At 70.5% G+C, this 16983-nt stretch carries 14 protein-coding genes, 1 pseudogene and 1 riboswitch; of the genes and pseudogenes, 8 read left to right on the top strand and 7 right to left on the bottom strand.

All coding sequences use genetic code 11. The features are described 5' to 3' along the window. The first annotated feature begins 6 nt into the window (after nt 1-6). A complete protein-coding gene (locus V6U89_RS16725; RefSeq protein WP_334572108.1) occupies nt 7-1338 on the top strand; it encodes a hypothetical protein in 1332 nt (443 codons plus the stop codon). Between the two features lie 539 nt (nt 1339-1877). Beyond that, nucleotides 1878-2477 carry an NAD(P)H:quinone oxidoreductase type IV gene (gene wrbA, locus V6U89_RS16720; protein WP_334572107.1) on the top strand — a complete coding sequence of 200 codons (600 nt, stop codon included), beginning with the start codon at nt 1878-1880 and terminating at the stop codon, nt 2475-2477. A gap of 188 nt (nt 2478-2665) precedes the next feature. On the opposite strand, the gene V6U89_RS16715 is transcribed toward wrbA, so the two are convergent. Then, nucleotides 2666-3319 (bottom strand): fasciclin domain-containing protein, encoded by a 654-nt coding sequence (locus V6U89_RS16715; RefSeq protein WP_334572105.1) that lies wholly within the window; start codon nt 3317-3319, stop codon nt 2666-2668. A gap of 90 nt (nt 3320-3409) precedes the next feature. Then, nucleotides 3410-4876 (bottom strand): pyridoxal phosphate-dependent decarboxylase family protein, encoded by a 1467-nt coding sequence (locus V6U89_RS16710; protein WP_334572104.1) that lies wholly within the window; start codon nt 4874-4876, stop codon nt 3410-3412. Between the two features lie 306 nt (nt 4877-5182). Further along, nucleotides 5183-5294, top strand: a riboswitch (SAM riboswitch). Nucleotides 5295-5326: 32 nt separating this feature from the next. Between V6U89_RS16710 and V6U89_RS16705 the strand changes: the two genes are divergently transcribed. The 4 genes from V6U89_RS16705 to V6U89_RS16690 all read left to right on the top strand — a co-directional run bounded on the left by V6U89_RS16705 (nt 5327) and on the right by V6U89_RS16690 (nt 8028). Then, nucleotides 5327-5476: a hypothetical protein gene (locus V6U89_RS16705; protein ID WP_334572103.1), complete on the top strand. Its 150-nt coding sequence runs from the start codon at nt 5327-5329 to the stop codon at nt 5474-5476. 101 nt (nt 5477-5577) lie between these two features. Then, on the top strand, nt 5578-6450 hold the full coding sequence (locus tag V6U89_RS16700; protein ID WP_334572102.1) for an ABC transporter substrate-binding protein: 873 nt from the start codon (nt 5578-5580) through the stop codon (nt 6448-6450). 43 nt (nt 6451-6493) lie between these two features. Beyond that, the gene (locus tag V6U89_RS16695) at nt 6494-7285 is read left to right on the top strand and encodes an amino acid ABC transporter permease (protein ID WP_334572101.1); all 792 of its coding nucleotides are present in this window, start codon (nt 6494-6496) and stop codon (nt 7283-7285) included. Next, on the top strand, nt 7282-8028 hold the full coding sequence (locus tag V6U89_RS16690) for an amino acid ABC transporter ATP-binding protein (RefSeq protein ID WP_334572099.1): 747 nt from the start codon (nt 7282-7284) through the stop codon (nt 8026-8028). Before V6U89_RS16695 ends, V6U89_RS16690 begins: the two co-directional genes overlap by 4 nt. A gap of 42 nt (nt 8029-8070) precedes the next feature. Here V6U89_RS16690 and V6U89_RS16685 read toward each other — a convergent pair whose 3' ends face one another. The 5 genes from V6U89_RS16685 to V6U89_RS16665 form a co-directional block, all read right to left on the bottom strand. Further along, the gene (locus tag V6U89_RS16685) at nt 8071-9120 is read right to left on the bottom strand and encodes an NlpC/P60 family protein (RefSeq protein ID WP_334572098.1); all 1050 of its coding nucleotides are present in this window, start codon (nt 9118-9120) and stop codon (nt 8071-8073) included. A gap of 43 nt (nt 9121-9163) precedes the next feature. Then, a complete protein-coding gene (locus V6U89_RS16680) occupies nt 9164-9649 on the bottom strand; it encodes a poly-gamma-glutamate biosynthesis protein PgsC/CapC (protein ID WP_179804695.1) in 486 nt (161 codons plus the stop codon). Further along, entirely contained in the window at nt 9649-10887 is a 1239-nt protein-coding gene (gene pgsB, locus V6U89_RS16675; protein ID WP_334572097.1) for a poly-gamma-glutamate synthase PgsB, read from the bottom strand. Before pgsB ends, V6U89_RS16680 begins: the two co-directional genes overlap by 1 nt. A 1-nt stretch (nt 10888) precedes the next feature. Continuing rightward, a complete protein-coding gene (locus V6U89_RS16670; protein WP_334572096.1) occupies nt 10889-13126 on the bottom strand; it encodes a HAMP domain-containing protein in 2238 nt (745 codons plus the stop codon). A gap of 275 nt (nt 13127-13401) precedes the next feature. Then, a complete protein-coding gene (locus V6U89_RS16665; RefSeq protein WP_334572095.1) occupies nt 13402-15282 on the bottom strand; it encodes a gamma-glutamyltransferase family protein in 1881 nt (626 codons plus the stop codon). A gap of 488 nt (nt 15283-15770) precedes the next feature. On the opposite strand from V6U89_RS16665, the gene V6U89_RS16660 reads away from it, so the two are divergent. Together V6U89_RS16660 and V6U89_RS16655 are read left to right on the top strand one after the other, a co-directional pair. After that, nucleotides 15771-16382 carry a DUF6230 family protein gene (locus V6U89_RS16660; RefSeq protein WP_334572094.1) on the top strand — a complete coding sequence of 204 codons (612 nt, stop codon included), beginning with the start codon at nt 15771-15773 and terminating at the stop codon, nt 16380-16382. A 68-nt stretch (nt 16383-16450) separates the two neighbouring features. After that, nucleotides 16451-16948 (top strand): annotated as a pseudogene (locus V6U89_RS16655) (DUF6114 domain-containing protein); the annotation flags it as partial. Nucleotides 16949-16983: the final 35 nt, after the last annotated feature.

The following is a 16983-nucleotide window of genomic DNA, read 5'->3' as shown; positions in this document are numbered from 1 at the left end:
GAACCGATGAACATGCGTACCAAGCACCGTCGCCGGATGGTGTCCGTGCTCCTGACCGCGGTAACGGCGGTATCGATGCTCGGCGCCTGTACCGGCGGGTCGCCGGCCGCCGTTGTCAATCCGATCGGCGGGGTCCTAGGCTCACTCGAGGCCACCGTCAACGGCATCATCGACGAGGCGGGCAGGCAGGGGCAGATCCTGACGGTGACCGCGGGCGGCCAGGTGTACCTGGCGATCAACAACGCCGAATCGGCCTTCGCTACGGCCCTCAACACCGGCATCGACAAGGTCGACGACGCCACGCGGCGGACCATCGAGCAGCTGCAGGCCATGGTAAAGCAGCTGCAGTCGGGTGCCACCGAACTGCTCAACGCCGCGACCAACGACGCCCAGCAACTGATCAACAGCCTGCCGTTCACCAACAAGAACCCTCAGGTCCGGGCGTTCTCCCCGCGGTTCGTCGGCGGGGCGAAGAACGAACCGGTTCCGGTTTCCGTGCAGGGCAACTTCTTTTGGGCTTCGGAGAAGAAACTGGACGTCACGCTTCAGGTGGGTGGCGTGACGTACAAGGCGGCGGAGAACCTGACGAGCGACGTCCAGTTCCTGGTCCCTGCCAACGTCTTCCCCAGCTCGCCGGACCGGGCACAACAAGTGTCAATGGAGCTGCACGCCCCGTACGAGAAGGGTGTGATCTTCAAGTCCCGGCCCATCGGCGTTTTCCACCTGATGGTCACCGTGTTGCCCTCGGCACCGACGAAACGGGTGACGGTGACCAACGATGAGCCGATCCAGAGCACGGAGTACCGCACGATCAGCGCACCGGCGGGCGGCACGGGCTGGGATCTGCGGTCCTGGGACGGCTGCCGCGACAAGAACGACACCCACACGATCAGCGCCGCCGACGGGTGGACCATCGACGTGCCCAGTGTCGCCATCCAGTACGGCATGCAGACTCCGGACGCGCTGGCCGCCAACGCGACGTTGGACTCGGTAAGCCCGACGGGGTTCGTCGTCTCGGGGCACACCATCGCTCACTGTTTCCTGGGCATCAGCAAAGGCTCCGGGTCGCTGAACTACTCGGTCACGTACACCGAATCCCGTCCCGTGCATTCCACGAACACCACGGTGCGCACCCTCGACCCGTTCAGCTGGGGCAGCCAGCAGGTGATCCCGGTGACCCGGGGCAAGTGGCGGGTGCATGCCGAACTGTGGAACGGCAGCGTCGTGGAATCCGCAGGCACCAGCCGGGACAACCCGTACCTGACCGTCGACGACCAGGGCGACTACGTGAAGATCAGCGTGATCTCGCCGGACAGCATCGTCGGCCTCACCCCGTAGCGAGCGGTCGAACTGTCCTCAGTCCTGCTCGGCAGGGACAAGCTGTGCGCGGGCGCCGCGATTCCTCGACGGCGCCCGCACGGCATGGGCGGCGCCACTCACACGATCGACCTGTCCGAGAGAACATCGCCAAGCTGCGCGCAGAGGTGATCGTCGTCGCGGTCCGCTGGTACCTGCGGTACAACCTCTCAGCGCGCACCGTGGGGCAATGGTTTGTGTCCGAGGGCCAACACGGTCGCTGACCCCACCCCCGCCGCACCCCCATCCGATCCAGCCGCCGTCGCGGTCGATGCGGACCCCGTCGCGCTCCTGCATCACGGTCACCGTGGCGCCCAGGTCGACCGGCGGCGTGAGCTGTCGCAGCACGTTCCGCGTTGGTCTGCACGCTCTCGCGGATCCGGTGCACCACCATCGGGCCCGTCAGGGCCGATGCGGTGGAAACTGGTGCTAAACGTCGTGAAACGCGCATAAGCTGGGGCTCGCTGAGGATCGAACCAGTTGCCCCGCGGGGGCAGCCACACCAGGCCGGAGAAGCTGCCATGACAAGCGTCAAGCTATCCGTCATCTACTACTCGGCTACCGGTACCGTCCATGCGATGGCCGAGCGCCTGGCCGAGGCCGGGCAGAAGGCCGGGGCTGAAGTCCGCCTTCGGCAGTGTCCCGAGCTCGCCCCCGCCGAGGCCATCGCCTCCAACGCGGCATGGAGCCAGCACTTCGACCGGACCAAGGACGAGCCGAAGGCCACCGCGGATGACGTCGTCTGGGCTGATGCCGTTCTGTTGGGCACCCCGGTCCGCTACGGCAACGTCTCCAGCCAACTCAAACAGTTCCTGGACACCCTTGGTCCGCAGTGGGCGCAGGGCCTGCTGGCCGACAAGGTGTACGCGGGCTTCACCGCCGCGCAGACGCCCCACGGCGGCCAGGAGGCGACGTTGCTGGCTCTCTACAACAGCATTTATCACTTCGGCGGCATCATCGTGCCGCCCGGGTACACCGACCCATTGAAGTTCGCCGACGGAAACCCCTACGGGGTCTCCCACGGCACGGGCGGCAACAACACCGACCCGCTGACCGAGGTGCAGTTCGCCGCCCTGGATCACCTGGCGCAGCGAGTGGTTCGCCAGGCCGGCAAACGCTGACATCTGAAGGTCGAGACGACCCAGTGAGGCGGAGTCGACCTGGTCGAGCCCGTCGGGCAGCACCGGGTTGAGCCGGAGCACGTCGCCGCCGGCCACGGTGAGTGTCGGCCTGCCGGCGCGCCGGGGCATGGCGCGCCTGCACGCCCACGGCGCCCGGCAGGAGCCGGGCGCCGTGGCCTCAGTGCCGGTCAGGGCAGGTCGATCGGGCGCAGCACCCGGTCGACGGCGTGCGCGATCTGCCGGTTGCCCTTGTTGATGTCGTACGCGACCACCCGCGCGTCGCGGTCGCTGGTGTCGGCGTCGACCAGGCGCACCTGGCGGAAGTGCCACCAGCGCAGCACGTCCACCTCGACGGTGGCGCCCAGCGCGGTGGTCAACTCCGCGCCGTCGGCCCTGACGGCGGCGCGCCGGTCGATGGTCGCGCCCGGCACCACGTGGTAGAGCAGCACGTTCTCGACGGTGTCGATGCCGAGCCCGGCGACGGCGGTGAAGGCGGCCTGCTCGCTCGGAAGCCGGTGGGCCTGGGTGAGGTCCCGGACCAGCTCCCGGAACGCGGCGTCGGTGGGGACGAACGCGGTCAGCGCGACCGTGCCGTCGGCGAGCACCTTCACCGGCGAGTTCGGCTTGGCCTCCAGGACGGCCAGCACGGCCGCGGTGAGCACGTCGAAGTCCCGGGAGTTGCGGTCGAAACCGCCGGTGTCCCGGGTGAGCACCCCGGCCAGGCTGCGGGTGCCGGGCTGCTTGCCGGCGGCCTGGGCGGCGGGCACCGCCACGGCGGCGGTGGCCAGCACGGTGGCCATGGTGCCCACGGCCACGCGGGCGGCGAGTCGTGCGATCTTCATCGGCGAACCCTTCATCGGTGCGACCAGATCCGTGACTTGTCGTCACGACCATTGCTTCGCAACGATTCCGGCCGGTGGATGCACCCTCCCTCAACCGAGTTCGGCGACCACCTTCGCGGTGAGTTCGCGGACCACGTCGACCAGCAGGTCGATGTCGGCCTCGGTGGTGCGCCAGTTGACGATCGCCGGGCGCAGGGCCACCCGTCCGTCGTGGACGGTGGTGCCGGCGTACACCCGGCCGTCGGCGAGCAGGGCCGCGCCGAGCCGCCGGTTGACCTCGTCGAGCGCCGCTTCACCTACGCCCGCCGGCCGGGCCCGGAAGCAGACGATGCAGAGCGGCACCTCGGCGAGGCGTTCCAGCTCGGGTGTCTCGTCGACCCGGCGCGCCAGGCGCTGGGCCAGGTCGAGGTGCCGTTCCACCATGGCCCGGTAGCCCGCCCGCCCGTACGCGGCCAGCGTCGCCCAGATCGGCAGCGACCGGGCCCGGCGGGAGGAGTCCGGACCGAGCAGGGCGTAGTCCGCGCCCTCGCCCGGTGTCGGCAGGGCGCTGCCCTCCCCCGGCAGGTACGCCGCGCCGGGCATGCCGAACGCGACCGGCAACCGGGACGGGTCCCTGAGGAAGGCGAAGCCGCTCTCGTACGGCACGTTGAGCCACTTGTGCCCGTCGCCGGCGATCGAGTCGGCGCGTTCCATGCCGGCGACCAGCCCGGCGGTGCGCGGGGAGAGCGCGGCGAAGATCCCGAACGCGCCGTCGACGTGCAGCCAGGCGCCGTGCCGTTCGGCGAGGTCGGCGAGGTCGGCCAGCGGGTCGAAGGCACCGGTGTCCACCTCTCCGGCACTGGCGATCACCACTGCCGGCGCGGCCAGCTCGGCGAGCCGCCGGTCGAGGGCGACGAGGTCGACCCGGCCGGCGCCGTCGCGGGCGTGGATCTCGACGGCGTTGCGGCCGTGCCCGAGCAGTTGCAGCGCCTTGCGGTCGCTGGCGTGCAGGTAGCCGCCGGAGAGCACCGGCATCCGGGGCAGCCCGGCCAGCCCGTCCGCGGCGACGTCGACGCCGTGCCGCTCGCCCCACCAGTGGGTGGCGGCGGCGAGCCCGGTGACGTTGGCGAAGGTGGCGCTGGTGACCAGCGCGCCGCCGTACGTCGCGGGCAGCCCGAACAGCTCCCGCAGCCAGGTCAGCGCGATCGTCTCGACCTCGCTGGCGAGCCGCGATGAGGCGCGGAAGGCGGCGTTCTGGTCGAGCAGGGCCGCCGTCCAGTCGGCGGCGAGGGCGGCCGGCGTCGTCCCGCCGATGATGAAGTGGAAGAAGCGGGGGCCCGCCGAGTGGGTGGCGGCGGCCGTCCCGACCCGCAGCAACCGGTCCAGCGCGGCGGCGGCGCCCTCGCCCCGCTCGGGCAGCGCGCCGCCGGCGGCCGGCTCCCAGAGCTGGCCGAGCAGCGCCAGGCTGTCCGGGTCGTGCACCGGCCGGTCCGCCAGCGACGACAGGTACGGCCCGGTCGCCTCGTACACCCGGCGCAGCGCCTCGTCCCCGTCGGTGTCCCGCAGCGGATCGGTCATCGCAGCGCCCTCCTCGGCGACTCGGTGGCGGTCGGGGCACCGGTCGTGAGGACGGCAACCCGATCAAGCGGCAGCTCGGATGACGCGGTGCGGCACGGCGACGGGCGCGCCGGTGTCCCCACCCTGGCACCGGCTGGTGCGGCGCGCGGCGGCCAATTCCGCCGTGGTGGCCTTCGCCGGCGAGGGCGGTGGTGGCGGGCACTGCCCCTCGAGCCGCCCGGGCGACGGCGACCGGTAAGGGGCGGACGTGAGGGCCGTCATAACGGCTGGACGATCAGCCCGGCCCTGCTGCTAGCCTTCTCGGCAGGTCATGAGCGCCAGCGTCAAGCCCCGGCTCGCTGGCCGGCAACCCTCCTCCACGGTGGGGTGCTCCGGGTGAGGACCAGGCACCGGTGTGGCACCGGTGCAAGCGTGGCCTGGTTCCCAGGTCAGCACCGACCCAGGAGAACCATGTCTGCTGATCTTTTCGCCCCGCCCGTCGGCGGCGCCGTGTCCACGGCCCCGTCCGACGCGCCGGCTGCCGGCCTGCTGCTGGTCAAGCGGCGACACGTCGACCTGATGCGGGTCTGCAGCGACGGCTGTCGCCGCCCGACCGCGTAGTCGACGACCCCTTCCTCGTACCACCGCAGCGGCGTGCCGGTCCGGCTCGCCGTCTCCCGGCGCGCCCGTGTGCCCGCCGACCGATCGATCCGGAGAGACCTGTGCGATTTCTTCCCGCTCTGTCCAAGGTGGCCGCGCTCGGCGCCGCCGCCGTCCTCGCCGCCACCGCGCTGACCGCCTGCGGCGACGACTCGTCCGAGGCCGCCGAGAACCCGTACGGCCTGCTCCAGCCGGGCGTGCTGCGCGCCGGCACGCTGACCGACGCGCCGCCGAACGTGTACCTGAAGGACGGCACGTTCACCGGCTTCGACAACGACCTGCTCACCGCGGCCGCGGCGAAGGTCGGCCTGAAGGTGGAGTTCGTCGGGACCGACTTCTCCGCGCTGCTGTCCCAGGTCAACAACCACAAGTTCGACATCGGCAGCTCCTCGATCACCATCACCGAGGCGCGCAAGAAGACCGTCGACTTCGGCAACGGCTACGACTTCGGCTACTTCGGCCTCGACGTGCCCGCCGGCTCCCCGATCACCAGCTTCGACCAGCTCGCCGGCAAGCGGATCGTCGTCGTGCAGGGCACGGTGCAGGACGACTACGCCACCGGCCGGAACCTCGACCCGGTCCGGGTGCCCGACTACAACGGCGCGATCAACCAGCTCAAGGCCGGCACGGCCGACGCCTGGATCGCCCCGGCCGAGATCGGCGAGAAGTCGGCGGCGGACAGCAACGGCAAGATCACCGTGGCGGCCAAGCAGCTCAGCCCCGCCCCCACCGCGTACGCGTTCGCCAAGGGCAACGACAAGCTGCGCGAGGCGCTGAACAAGGGCCTCGACGAGGTCATCGCCGACGGCACCTGGACCCGGCTCCAGGCGCAGTACTACCCGGGCCGGCCGATCCCGGCCGACTTCAAGCCCGGCAGCGGCACCGTCGCGGTGCCGGCGGCGTCGGCGTCGGCGTCGGCGTCGACCACCAACTGACGGTACGGATGACGAGCGAGCGGGGCGGACGGGGAGGAGACCGATGGACACCTTGAGCACCTTGTGGGAGACCTTCTTCGACGGGGACTCGATGCGCGAGGCACTGCCCGAGATGCTGACCGTCGGGCTGCCCAACACGCTGATCCTGGCAATCTCCGCCGCCCTGCTCGGCTCGATCCTCGGCATGCTGCTGGCCATCGCCGGCATCTCGCGTACCCGCTGGCTGCGGTGGCCGGCGCGGGTCTACACGGACGTCTTCCGCGGCCTGCCGGCCGCGGCGACCATCCTGCTCATCGGTGTCGGCCTGGCGCCGCTCGGCATGGAGGTCTGGGGACCCAACCCGTACCCGTTGGGCATCCTGGCGCTGTCGCTGATCGCAGGCGCGTACATCGGGGAGATCTTCCGCTCCGGCATCCAGAGCGTCGAGGCCGCGCAGCTGGAGGGGGCCCGGGCGCTCGGCTTCTCCTGGGGGGAGGCGATGCGGCTGGTGATCATCCCGCAGGGGGTACGCCGGGTCCTGCCGGCCTGGGTCAACCAGCTGATCGCGCTGATCAAGGACTCCAGCCTGGTCTACTTCCTCGGCCTGGTGGCCAGCCAGCGGGAACTGTTCCGGATCGGCCAGGACTACGCCGCCACCACCGGCAACGAGTCGGCGCTGCTGCTGGCCGGCCTGTTCTACCTGGCGCTGACCGTGCCGCTGACCCACGCGGTCAACTGGATCGACCGGCGGCTGCGCCAGGGCCGGTCGGTGACCGTCGACCCGGACGACGACGGCGGGCTGGCCCTGGCCGGCGAGACCGCCCTGCCCCCGCAGACCGGAAAGGACCACCGATGACCGGCACCGCCACCACCACCTCGGTCAGCCTCGCCGTCCGGGACGTCCACCTCGCCTTCGGCGCCAACCGGGTGCTGCGCGGCGCCGACCTGGACGTCGGGCGCGGCGGCACCGCCTGCGTGATCGGCCCCTCCGGCTCGGGCAAGTCCACCCTGCTGCGCACCATCAACCGGCTGATCGAGCCGGACCGGGGCGACGTGCTGCTCGACGGGCGCAGCGTGCTGCGCGACGACCCGGACGTGCTGCGCCAGCGGGTCGGCATGGTCTTCCAGCAGTTCAACCTCTTCCCGCACATGAGCGTGCTGCGCAACATCACCCTGGCGCTGCGCCGGATCAGGAAGCTCTCCGAGGACGAGGCGACCGCGGTCGCCCGCGCCCAGCTGGAGCTGGTCGGGCTGGCCGGCAGGGCGGACTCCCGCCCGGCGCACCTGTCCGGCGGGCAGCAGCAGCGGGTGGCCATCGCCCGGGCACTGGCGCTGCAACCGCAGGTGATGCTCTTCGACGAGGCCACCTCGGCGCTCGACCCGGAACTGGTCAAGGGCGTCCTCGCGGTGATGGCGGACCTCTCCGCCGGCGGGATGACCATGGTGGTGGTCACCCACGAGATGGGCTTCGCCCGCGAGGTCGCCGACACCGTCGCCTTCATGGACCACGGCGTGGTGCTGGAGGCCGGGGAGCCGGCCGCGATCTTCGAGGCGCCGGAGCACCCCCGGCTGCGCCGCTTTTTGTCCCAGGTGCTCTGAGCCGCCACCTGGACGCCGGCGGACCCCCCGGTGGGGTCGCGCTCAGAGCCGGCGGGCGGTGAGCCACCGGTCCGGCCAGTAGCCGACCCCGTCCAGCAGGGGCGCGCCGGAGAGGTCACCCATGGTGGGACCGTCGGTCTGGGACCGGCTGGAGATGAACCGGTGGTGCCCGCCGTCGTCGATGCCGAGGTAGATGCCGGAGTGGTCGATCTGGCGGTTCGGCACCGGCTGGGCGTTGAAGAACACCAGGTCGCCGGGGAGCAGCTTGTCGATCCCGCGGGCCCGCTGGCCCGAGTTGGGCATCAGCTGGACGCCTGGGCCCAGCTCCGCCATGGCGTACGCCCGGCGCGGCAGACCCTCACCCGGGGTGTTGGTACCGCGCAGCGGATAGCCGAGCCGGTGACCGTAGACCATCCGCAGGTAGCCGGAGCAGTCCAGGGCCAGCTTGCGCTGCGGCTCGGGGATTGCCGCCTTGCCGTCCAGGAACGACCAGGGCAGACCCAGGTAGTCGTAGAAGTCGGAGCGTTCCTGACGGCCGTCGGGATCCGCCGGGTCCGGCGGCCCGAACGAGGCGTCGCCGGAATACTGCTGCCCCTGGTTGTCCCGCTTCACCGGGGCCCCATCGACGTACTCGAAGGCGATCGACAGTACGTCCGGCGAGCGGTCCCGGCGGGCCGCGGCGAACCAGTCGACGAACCACTGCTCCTGTTCGGCGCCGGCCCGCCACGGCTGCGGCGCGAGCCGCACCCACATGTCGGTCTCGATCTTCGCGTCCGTGAAGCGCGGCTCCTCGAACGTCCGGGACGGACCGTAGATGTGCGCGGTCCGCGCGCCGTCGGTCATGATCGCGACCGGCTCCCCCGACGAGTCGATGATCTCCGTACGGTCCGGCTCGGACGACCGCTGGTAGTGGTAGCCCGACGCGCCGGCCGCCTGGCCCTCGGCCGGCTTCGCCAGGCCCAGGGTCAGCTCGGGTTCGTCTGCAGGCGACGGCCGGGCCACCAGGTAGGTGAGCATGCTCGCGGTGATCAGCAGGACGAGCCCGATGATGCTCGACACGGCCGGCCTGCGGAGATACCTGCGGTAGCTCATTCCTGCTTCTCCTTTCGAGACGAGTGCGAGGCGGGCGGAAGGGTCAGGTCACCGGCACGAAACCCGCGACCACGCCGCTGTACGTGATGCCGAACGTGATCGCCGTGACGATGAGGGTCGCCAGGATGGTCGCCCTGGGCGGCTGGCGTACGAGCTGGTAGGCGATCAGCCCGGGAATCACGAAGCCCAGCGTCTGGTGGGCGAACAGCAGTGGCAGGTCGCGCTGGACGAGCAGGAACATGGTCAGCTGCAACAGCACGCTGACCAGCACGATCGCGGCGAACAGCCGTTTCCCGTACAGGATGATCACCCGGTGCATCAGCCGGGCGATGAGGTACGTGACGATGGTGACCCCGACCACGATCACCGCCTGGAGCTGGTCCTCGATGAGGGTCAACGCGATCCAGCCCGGGGTGATCATGCCGCCGGGCGAGAGGTTGGTGGTCAGGTAGCACAGCAGAGCGAACACCAGTCCGATGCCGAGGCTCGCCGTGGCCAGCTGGGCGCTGAGTTCTCCGCCGAACGTCATCACTGGCTCCCTTCTCCGGTCGACGTACGAAGGGTGGAGGCGGAGGGAGAGCCGTCCTCGCAGGTCCAGCCCGGCAGTGTCGCCAGCTGGTGGACCAGCACCTCACCCTGCCCGTGGATGTTTCCGACGGCGACGATCGAGGAGTCGTCCGGGGTCGCTGCGCTCACGCCCTGCAGCAGGCTGTCCGGGTCCGGTTTGCCGCCGAGGTCGACCACCCGGTCCTGAAGGTCCGCGGGCACCGTACTCCGCGCACTCTTGGTTACCTCTCCGATCAGGACGATGGTCTCCGGTCGCACCCGGCCGCTCAGCTCGCCCATCTGCCCGTTGCGCTCGATCCGGTCCGGCCGGCAATTGATCACCATCGTCAGCGGACGGGTGATGAGCTGCTGGTCCTCCAGTTGCTGGATGTTCATGAAGGTCGACTCAGGATCGTTCGCGGCGAAGATGTTCGCGAACCGGAACCGCTTGTCGCCGTGCATCACCCGGGCCACGGAGAGCACACCCGGGTCGGGCGGCGCCTCCCACATGCCCCGCAGTGCGCTCTGCCGGTCGACGCCCAGTTCTTCGGCGACGGCCAGCGCGATCGCGACGTTCTCCTTGAAGGTGATCCAGCCGAAGCCGTTCATCTCGTGGTCGCTGACCGACTCCGGGTCGACCGCGATCAGGCGGCAGTCCCGCCGGTCGGCCTCCTCCTGCAGGATCGCGAGCCGTTCCCGCTCGGCGGTGATGCAGGTGCCGCCTGCCGGCATGGACCGGCTCAACGACCGGGCGACATCGTCCAGGGTGGGTCCCATCTCGGCGAGATGGTCCTCGCGCACGTTGCACAGCACCCCGATGTTCGACCGGATCAGCTTGCTCTGGTTGACCTCCTGCAGCGCCGGCATCACCGCCATGCACTCCATGACCAGAGCGTCCGGGTGGTAGACGGCGGCCCGCCGCACGATGCCGATCTGCTCGACCACGTTGGCGATGCCGAACTTGCGGTGCACCGGCTCCTCGCTGGCGTCCGGAAAGATGAACCGGGCCGCGGTGCCGGTGGTCTTGGCCACCACCACCCGCCCACCGCCGCGCAACGCGCCGGCACAGAGCCGGGTGATCGAACTCTTGCCCCGGATGCCGTTGACCAGCACCCGGTCCGGAATCATGTTCAGGTTCCGATAGTGGTTACGCTGCTCGACCATCCCCGCGCCGAACAGCGCCACACAGCAGAGGACGAAAACGACGTAGAGGTATACCACGTCAGCTCCTTTCGTCTCGGTCGTCGGCGCGGGTGTCGGCGCTCTCGCTCAGCCAGACAGTGGCCCGACCCGCTTCGGGTTGCGGCGGGACCTCGGGCAGCACGACGGTGCGGTCCTCCTCCGTGCCGCGCAGCCGGCTCGCACCGCCCAACCGGCTGGAGCCGGTGTGCCGGACCTGGCGGCAGACCTCCAGGCACATCGCCAACGCCCCGATGTCGTCGTGGCGTTGCGGCGAGATCGGTTCCTCCACGTCCCCGTCGCTGATCCGGTCGGCCTGCACGGCGAGGCGGCGCAGCGGCCGCGCGAAGACGAAGTACTGCCACGTCTGGGTCAGCAGCACCACGCCCGTCGTGGCACCGGCCACGAGCAGCGTCCACCGCCGGCCGTCGCTCTCCGGCAGCCGCAGCCCGGCCAGGTCCTGCTCCACCACCAGCGACCACTTCAGCGGAGCGACGGTGTTCGGCTTGTTCAGCCCGGCGGCGGCGATCAGCGCCGGCCTGCCGTCCGGCGTCTTCGCCATACCCACGGTGCCGCCCTTCAGCGCCTCGGAGGCGGCAACCCGGGCGCTGCCCTCCAACTGCTGGAAGGCGCGGAAGCCGTTGGAGTCGAAGACGGTGCGCAGATCCTCATCGACGACCCGGACCTGCCCGTCCACCGCCCGGATCATCTCCAGCAGGTAGTCGATGTCGAACTCGCCGACGGTCGCGACGCCGTTGGGAGCGACCCGGAAGGCGTACACCAGCGGCACGCGCGCGGTTTCGCCGTCCAGGTCGATGCCGGTCTCACCGCGCAGGGGCTCCTTGCGAAGCGGCTCCCGTCCCGCGGCGCTGACGACCGATCCGCTCGGGTCCATCAGGTACAGGCTGCGGAAGCGGTGTTTGTCGGCCAGCTCCTGCTTCAGCTGCGGGGCCAGTTGAGCGGGGTCGGGTGTCGCCTCCGACGCCTGGGAGATCCGGGTCACCGTCTGCAGGCCGTTGTTCAGCGCCTTGCCCATGACGTTGCTCGCCGCCTCGGCCCTGCTCTCCTCGTCCCGGACGAGTTGGTTGGGGATCGGCGGCTCAGGTGAGCTCAGCGTGTACGCCACCGCCGCCGCCGGCCAGAGCAGCGCCACGACGGTGGCCAGGGCGAGGCCCTGGTTCACGGTCGGTCGCCACCGCCACCGCCGCCGCTTCCCGCCGGCGGTGCCGGACGATGGATCGTCGGACGTCAGCGACAGCGCCCGGGCGATGCGGTGGGCCTCCGCGATGCCCAGCCGGTGCCGCCTGCCGGGGACCTCACCACAGGCGTCAGCCTTGGCCCGCTCCAGCAGCGACCGGACGGGGCTGACCAGTGCCAGCCGCATCAGCAGGAAGCTGGGCACCGCCATCGCCAGCAGGGTCAGGCCGAGCAGGAAGCCGTGCACGGTCGAGGTGCCGCCCGTTTCCTCGGCGACGATGAGGGTCGCCACGGTCGCCCCGGTCTCCCCCACCGGAGCGGAGGAGACGACCAGTTGCTTGTTCAGCCACTCGGTCACCCGGATCGGGTGACCCTCGGTGGACTGGGACTGCGCCAGCCCCTGGAAGACCACCGGCAGGTGGACATCGGGTACGGCACTGACCCCCTGCATCAGGGTGCTCTTGCCGTCCGGCGTGATGACGAAGATGCCCTGTCGGGCGTTGGGATTCAGACGGAGTTCGTCCACGTCGAGCGGTTGGGTCGCCAGCAGGGTGCGCGCGGGATCCAGTGCGACGCTGCGGACCAGGGCCGGTCCGTCGGGCGTGGTGATGGGGAACGTTTCCTTGGCGGGAAGCGTCGGTGGCAGCAGCTCCATCGGTACACCGGTGCCGGCGGTGGCCAACGGGCGTCGCGAGGCGGTCTCCACGATCGCGGCCCCGGTCCACTCCGTACCGTTGCCCACCACCTGCTTGACGAACTCGGGGTCGGGCGTCGTCGGCGGCCGACCCGCGATGCGCTGGTCGAGATCCTCCACGTAGTGGTTGATGGTCAGCCGCATGCTGGAGGCGACCTTCGACACGTTGTCCCGCTGCGAGTCGACGACGGCCGGGGGGACGCCCCGCTGGTTGTTGATGGCGAACCCGAGCACGATGGCGGCCGCCAAACCCATGATCGCCCAGAGATACAGCAGGGACGGCTTACCGGAGCCGGCGGGAAAGCCGGCGGTCGGGAGCTGCTGGTCCAGCGCCCGTCGCCGCCACGGGACCGCCTGCTCCTGAGGCGGGTCGGAGGGCACTGACGGCACGGACGCGCGTCCGCGGAACGGCTGCTGATCGCGACCCCGGTCGGGGGCGGGCTGCTCGCCTCCGTTCTTGCGCTTCATGGCGACCCTTCGCTCTCGGCGACATCGGAACTTGCGCGTCATGTCGATCATCGAACTCGGCAGGGTGAGGAGACTTCACCCGACCGGGATGAACTCGGCGGGCGTCGAAATCCGCGTCGCGGCCGCGTCGCGCGGTGCCACCAGCCTGGCGCCCGGCGGGGTGAGGCCGCCTCATACCGCGGAGGTGAACCCGTGCGTCAGCGCCCGATCGCGCTGCCGTCGCGGCGCTTGTCCGCCGCTCCGAGCAGCTGGTCGCCGCGTACCTCGATCGCGGTGAGACCGCTGTCCAGTGCGATGAGCCGGGGACACGGGTGCTCCCGGACCACGAGTTCGGCCATGATCGCGCTGATCTTCCGGCCCGCTTCGAGTTCAGAGGGCGCCCCGACCGATCCCCCGCACTTGCGGGTGATGTCCTGCCCGCTGAAATGCCCCTGGTCGATGGCCTCGGCCGGGCCCATGCCGTCGACGATCACACCGACCAGCGCCTGGGTCACGTAGTCCGGGATGTGCGAGCCGCCGGCCGCGCCCACCACCAGCTTCAGCTGGCGTCCCTGTTCGTCCAGGACGATGGTCGGCGCCATCGACGCCGTGGGGCGCTTCTTCGACTGCATGACGTTCACCGGCTTGCCGGGTGAGACCGACGAGGTGTCGGTGAAGTTGTTCATCGCGTTGTTGAGGATCATCCCCCGCGCCTCGAGGTGCGACCCGAAGTGCGTGTTGATGGTGGTCGTCATGGACACGGCATCGCCGTCGCTGTCCACGATGCTGACGTTGCTGGTCGGGTCGCCGACGTCGATCGTGCTCGGGACGTCCCCGGTCGGCCCGGGAGGGATCCGCTCCGGCGGCTCTCCCGGTTTGATCGGGTCGATCGCGCGGTCCTCCGAGTAGAGGGAGAAGCGCTGGTCGAGATACTTGCTGTCCAGCAGACCGGCCGCCGGCACCTTGTGGTAGGCCGGGTCCCCGATGTACGCCCGGCGATCGAAGTTCGCCAGGCGGCTGGCCTCGACGAAGAGGTGCATCCGATCGGCCGAGTCCGGCTCGCTCCGGCCCACCTGGCCGCGGTCGAGCAGGCCCAGCATCTCCAGTACGGACACTCCCCCGAACGCGGGCGGCGCCGACGTGCACACCAGCACGCCCAACACCTTGCGGCACAGCGGCTTGCGTTCGATGGCGGCGTATTCGGCGAAGTCCTCGGCGGTCATGAGACTGGGGATCACGACCGGTCCGGCGGTGTTTCCCTTCAACTTGAACGGCCCCTTCGCCGCGTGCTGCACGATCGCCGGGGCGATCTTGCCCTTCGGGTCGTAGAAGGCGTCCGCCCCGCCGTCCCGGACCTCCCGCAACACCTGCGCGATCTCCGGGTTGCGGATCGTCGTACCCGGCTTCTTGGCCTTGTCGCCGTTGCAGTAGCGGGGGCGCAGATCGGGGTAGTTGCAGCGCTTGCGCCCGTTGTTGCGCTCGTCGAGTCCACTGCTCAGGGCTTCCGGCATGGGGAAGCCGTTCGCGGCCAGGTTGATGGCGTCGTCGAAGAGCTCGTCCCAGGGAAGATCCCCGTACACGTCGTGGACGTCCGAGAGCACCCGCAGCGTGCCCGGGACGGCGAACGCCCGGGCCGTCGCCGACGCCGCGTACGGGTAGCGGTCGACGCCGAGCGCCTTGCGCTCCTGATCGGTGGGAGTCATCACGTTCTGCGGCACGTTCTTCGGCGCTCGGGACATGCCGTCGAAATACCGCACCGTGTGCTTGTCGGGATCCCAGTAGTTGATGAGCGTGCCACCGGTCAGCCCGGAGGCGTGTGGCTCCACGACGGCCAGGACCGCCTGCACGGCCACCGCCGCATCCGCGGCCGTGCCGCCCTTGGCGATGATTTTGCAGCCGGCCTGCACCGCGAAGGGATTGGCCGCCGCCACCATGAATTTCCGACCCACGGCGTCGGCTTCCCGGCCGGTGGTGGGATTCGCGCACGAGTCGGCACGCGCCGCAGCCGTGTTCGCTCCGGTGACCGCTGACGACAGGGCCGGAAAGACCAGCGTCAGCACCAGCGCGGACAGGTAGAAGCGCCGCTTCCGTGCGTACATCCAACAACCTCCCCAGGATTGGTGCCGCGGCCTCGGAGCACGTATCTACTCAGATCGCGTGAGGCCTTCGCCCTGCTGTCCGGTCCGAAGGGACGGCTCCCGCCGTTGGGCTGGCACATTCGGTTGCACGCGGGCACAGTCGTCGACGCACCGACGTGGAAAGGCACCCGACACCGGCATCATGGTGCTCGTTCGGGTGACCCCGCAGGGCATCGCGAGAAGTCGTGGCGGCTGGGACGAAGGTGTCGAAGGTGGCAACCGGCGGTGCGACGAACGAACCGCGCTGCGCCGAGCGCACCCAGAGCGCCTGACGCTAGGTGACGAATCCGCACCCGACTGTCTACAGCGTGTTAGCGTCGGGGTGGCGGTGCCTGCTGCCGCACGCGCAGGGGGCGGACCCTTCTCGGTCCCGTCATCGCCCAGCTGGCCACGAGCCCGCGTTGGCGCTCGTCCGACCACCGGCACGACATCCACCCTGAGGAGGAACCGTGCAGGAGAGGTCCGACATCCCGGGACGTACCCGTTGGCGGCGCTTCGCCGCCCTGGCGATCCCGGCGACCGCGGTCGCCGGCGCGATCGTGCTCGGCATGGCCAACGGCGCCATGGCCGCCTCGTTCGCCGTCTCCGGGCAGACGTTCAAGGTCTCCGCCTCGGAGCTGCGCGGTGAGGGCTTCGTGCAGTACGGCGGCGTCGCCACGGAGGTCGACGGGACGAGGCATCCGGTGGCGACCACCGGTATCCGCAGGGCGCAGCTCTTCGACCTCTGCCAGTCGGTGAAGGCGCCCGGCGCGCCCGTCGTGATCACCATCAACGCCGGCGGCGGTGGCCGGCCGGCCACCGCCACCGACCTGCTGATCGACGCGGAACAGCTCGAGGGTGATGCCCGGTTCACGAACATCCAGATCAACCGGGACGCGTCGACTCTCGAGGGCGGTCCCGAAAACGCGAAGGGTCCCCGGGGAACGTTCGGCCAGCAGGCCGACACCGTCACGATCACGAACCTCCGCCAGGTGGCCCGCTCCACCCAGGCCAGGACGTTCAACCTCACCGGATTGAAGCTGAAGGTCAGGACGGGCGCGGCCGCCAAGGAGTGCTTCTGAGCTGACCACCGCCCCGCTCTCCGTGTGGCGGTGGCTGCGCTCGACCCCTCACTCGGCAGGAGGCATGGGTGGACAACGGCGAACCGCGGAACGCCCGGCCGGAGCGGCTCCGCGACCGGCGCGGCTTCCGCCGCTGGCGGCGGACCCGACCATTCTGGGGTGGCCTGTTCACCGCCCTGGCCGGTCTGCAGATCTTCGGCACCACCCAGATGTCGCTCGCCGGTCTCACTCTCCAGACGGGGACGACCGGCTTCCTGTCCTGGCTGATCCCCGCCATCCTGGTGACCTGTGGGCTGCTGATGTGGTTCAAGCCCCCACACCGGGTCCTCTACGCCGTGGTCGCCGCCGTGACCGCGCTCTTCTCGCTGATCGGGGTGAACCTCGGCGGCTTCTTCGTCGGTCTGCTGCTCGGCCTGCTCGGCAGCGCCCTCGGCTTCGCCTGGACGCCGGACCCCCCGCCGAGCGCCCCGCCGGCCAGCGAGCCGGCCGGCGAGGCCGGGGTACGGGACGAGCCGGCGGACGACGCGAGCGGGCCCGACGAGGCCGCGGGCGACCGGACGGCGCGGCCCGGGACGCCGCCGGACGGGGCGGGGCGGGACCA

Origin of the sequence: Micromonospora sp. CPCC 206171 (genome assembly GCF_036906755.1) — a bacterium.
GTDB classification, from domain to species: Bacteria; Actinomycetota; Actinomycetes; order Mycobacteriales; family Micromonosporaceae; genus Micromonospora; species Micromonospora purpureochromogenes.
This window is presented reverse-complemented; position numbering and strand designations above follow the sequence as displayed.

Coding starts and splice junctions, on each gene's coding strand:
- V6U89_RS16695 (WP_334572101.1), top strand. CDS start 6,494: ATGGACACCTTGAGCACCTTGTGGGAGACCTTCTTCGACGGGGACTCG.
- V6U89_RS16710 (WP_334572104.1), bottom strand. CDS start 4,876: ATGACCGATCCGCTGCGGGACACCGACGGGGACGAGGCGCTGCGCCGG.
- wrbA (WP_334572107.1), top strand. CDS start 1,878: ATGACAAGCGTCAAGCTATCCGTCATCTACTACTCGGCTACCGGTACC.
- V6U89_RS16725 (WP_334572108.1), top strand. CDS start 7: ATGAACATGCGTACCAAGCACCGTCGCCGGATGGTGTCCGTGCTCCTG.
- V6U89_RS16665 (WP_334572095.1), bottom strand. CDS start 15,282: ATGTACGCACGGAAGCGGCGCTTCTACCTGTCCGCGCTGGTGCTGACG.
- V6U89_RS16690 (WP_334572099.1), top strand. CDS start 7,282: ATGACCGGCACCGCCACCACCACCTCGGTCAGCCTCGCCGTCCGGGAC.
- V6U89_RS16715 (WP_334572105.1), bottom strand. CDS start 3,319: ATGAAGATCGCACGACTCGCCGCCCGCGTGGCCGTGGGCACCATGGCC.
- V6U89_RS16685 (WP_334572098.1), bottom strand. CDS start 9,120: ATGAGCTACCGCAGGTATCTCCGCAGGCCGGCCGTGTCGAGCATCATC.
- V6U89_RS16705 (WP_334572103.1), top strand. CDS start 5,327: ATGTCTGCTGATCTTTTCGCCCCGCCCGTCGGCGGCGCCGTGTCCACG.
- V6U89_RS16680 (WP_179804695.1), bottom strand. CDS start 9,649: ATGACGTTCGGCGGAGAACTCAGCGCCCAGCTGGCCACGGCGAGCCTC.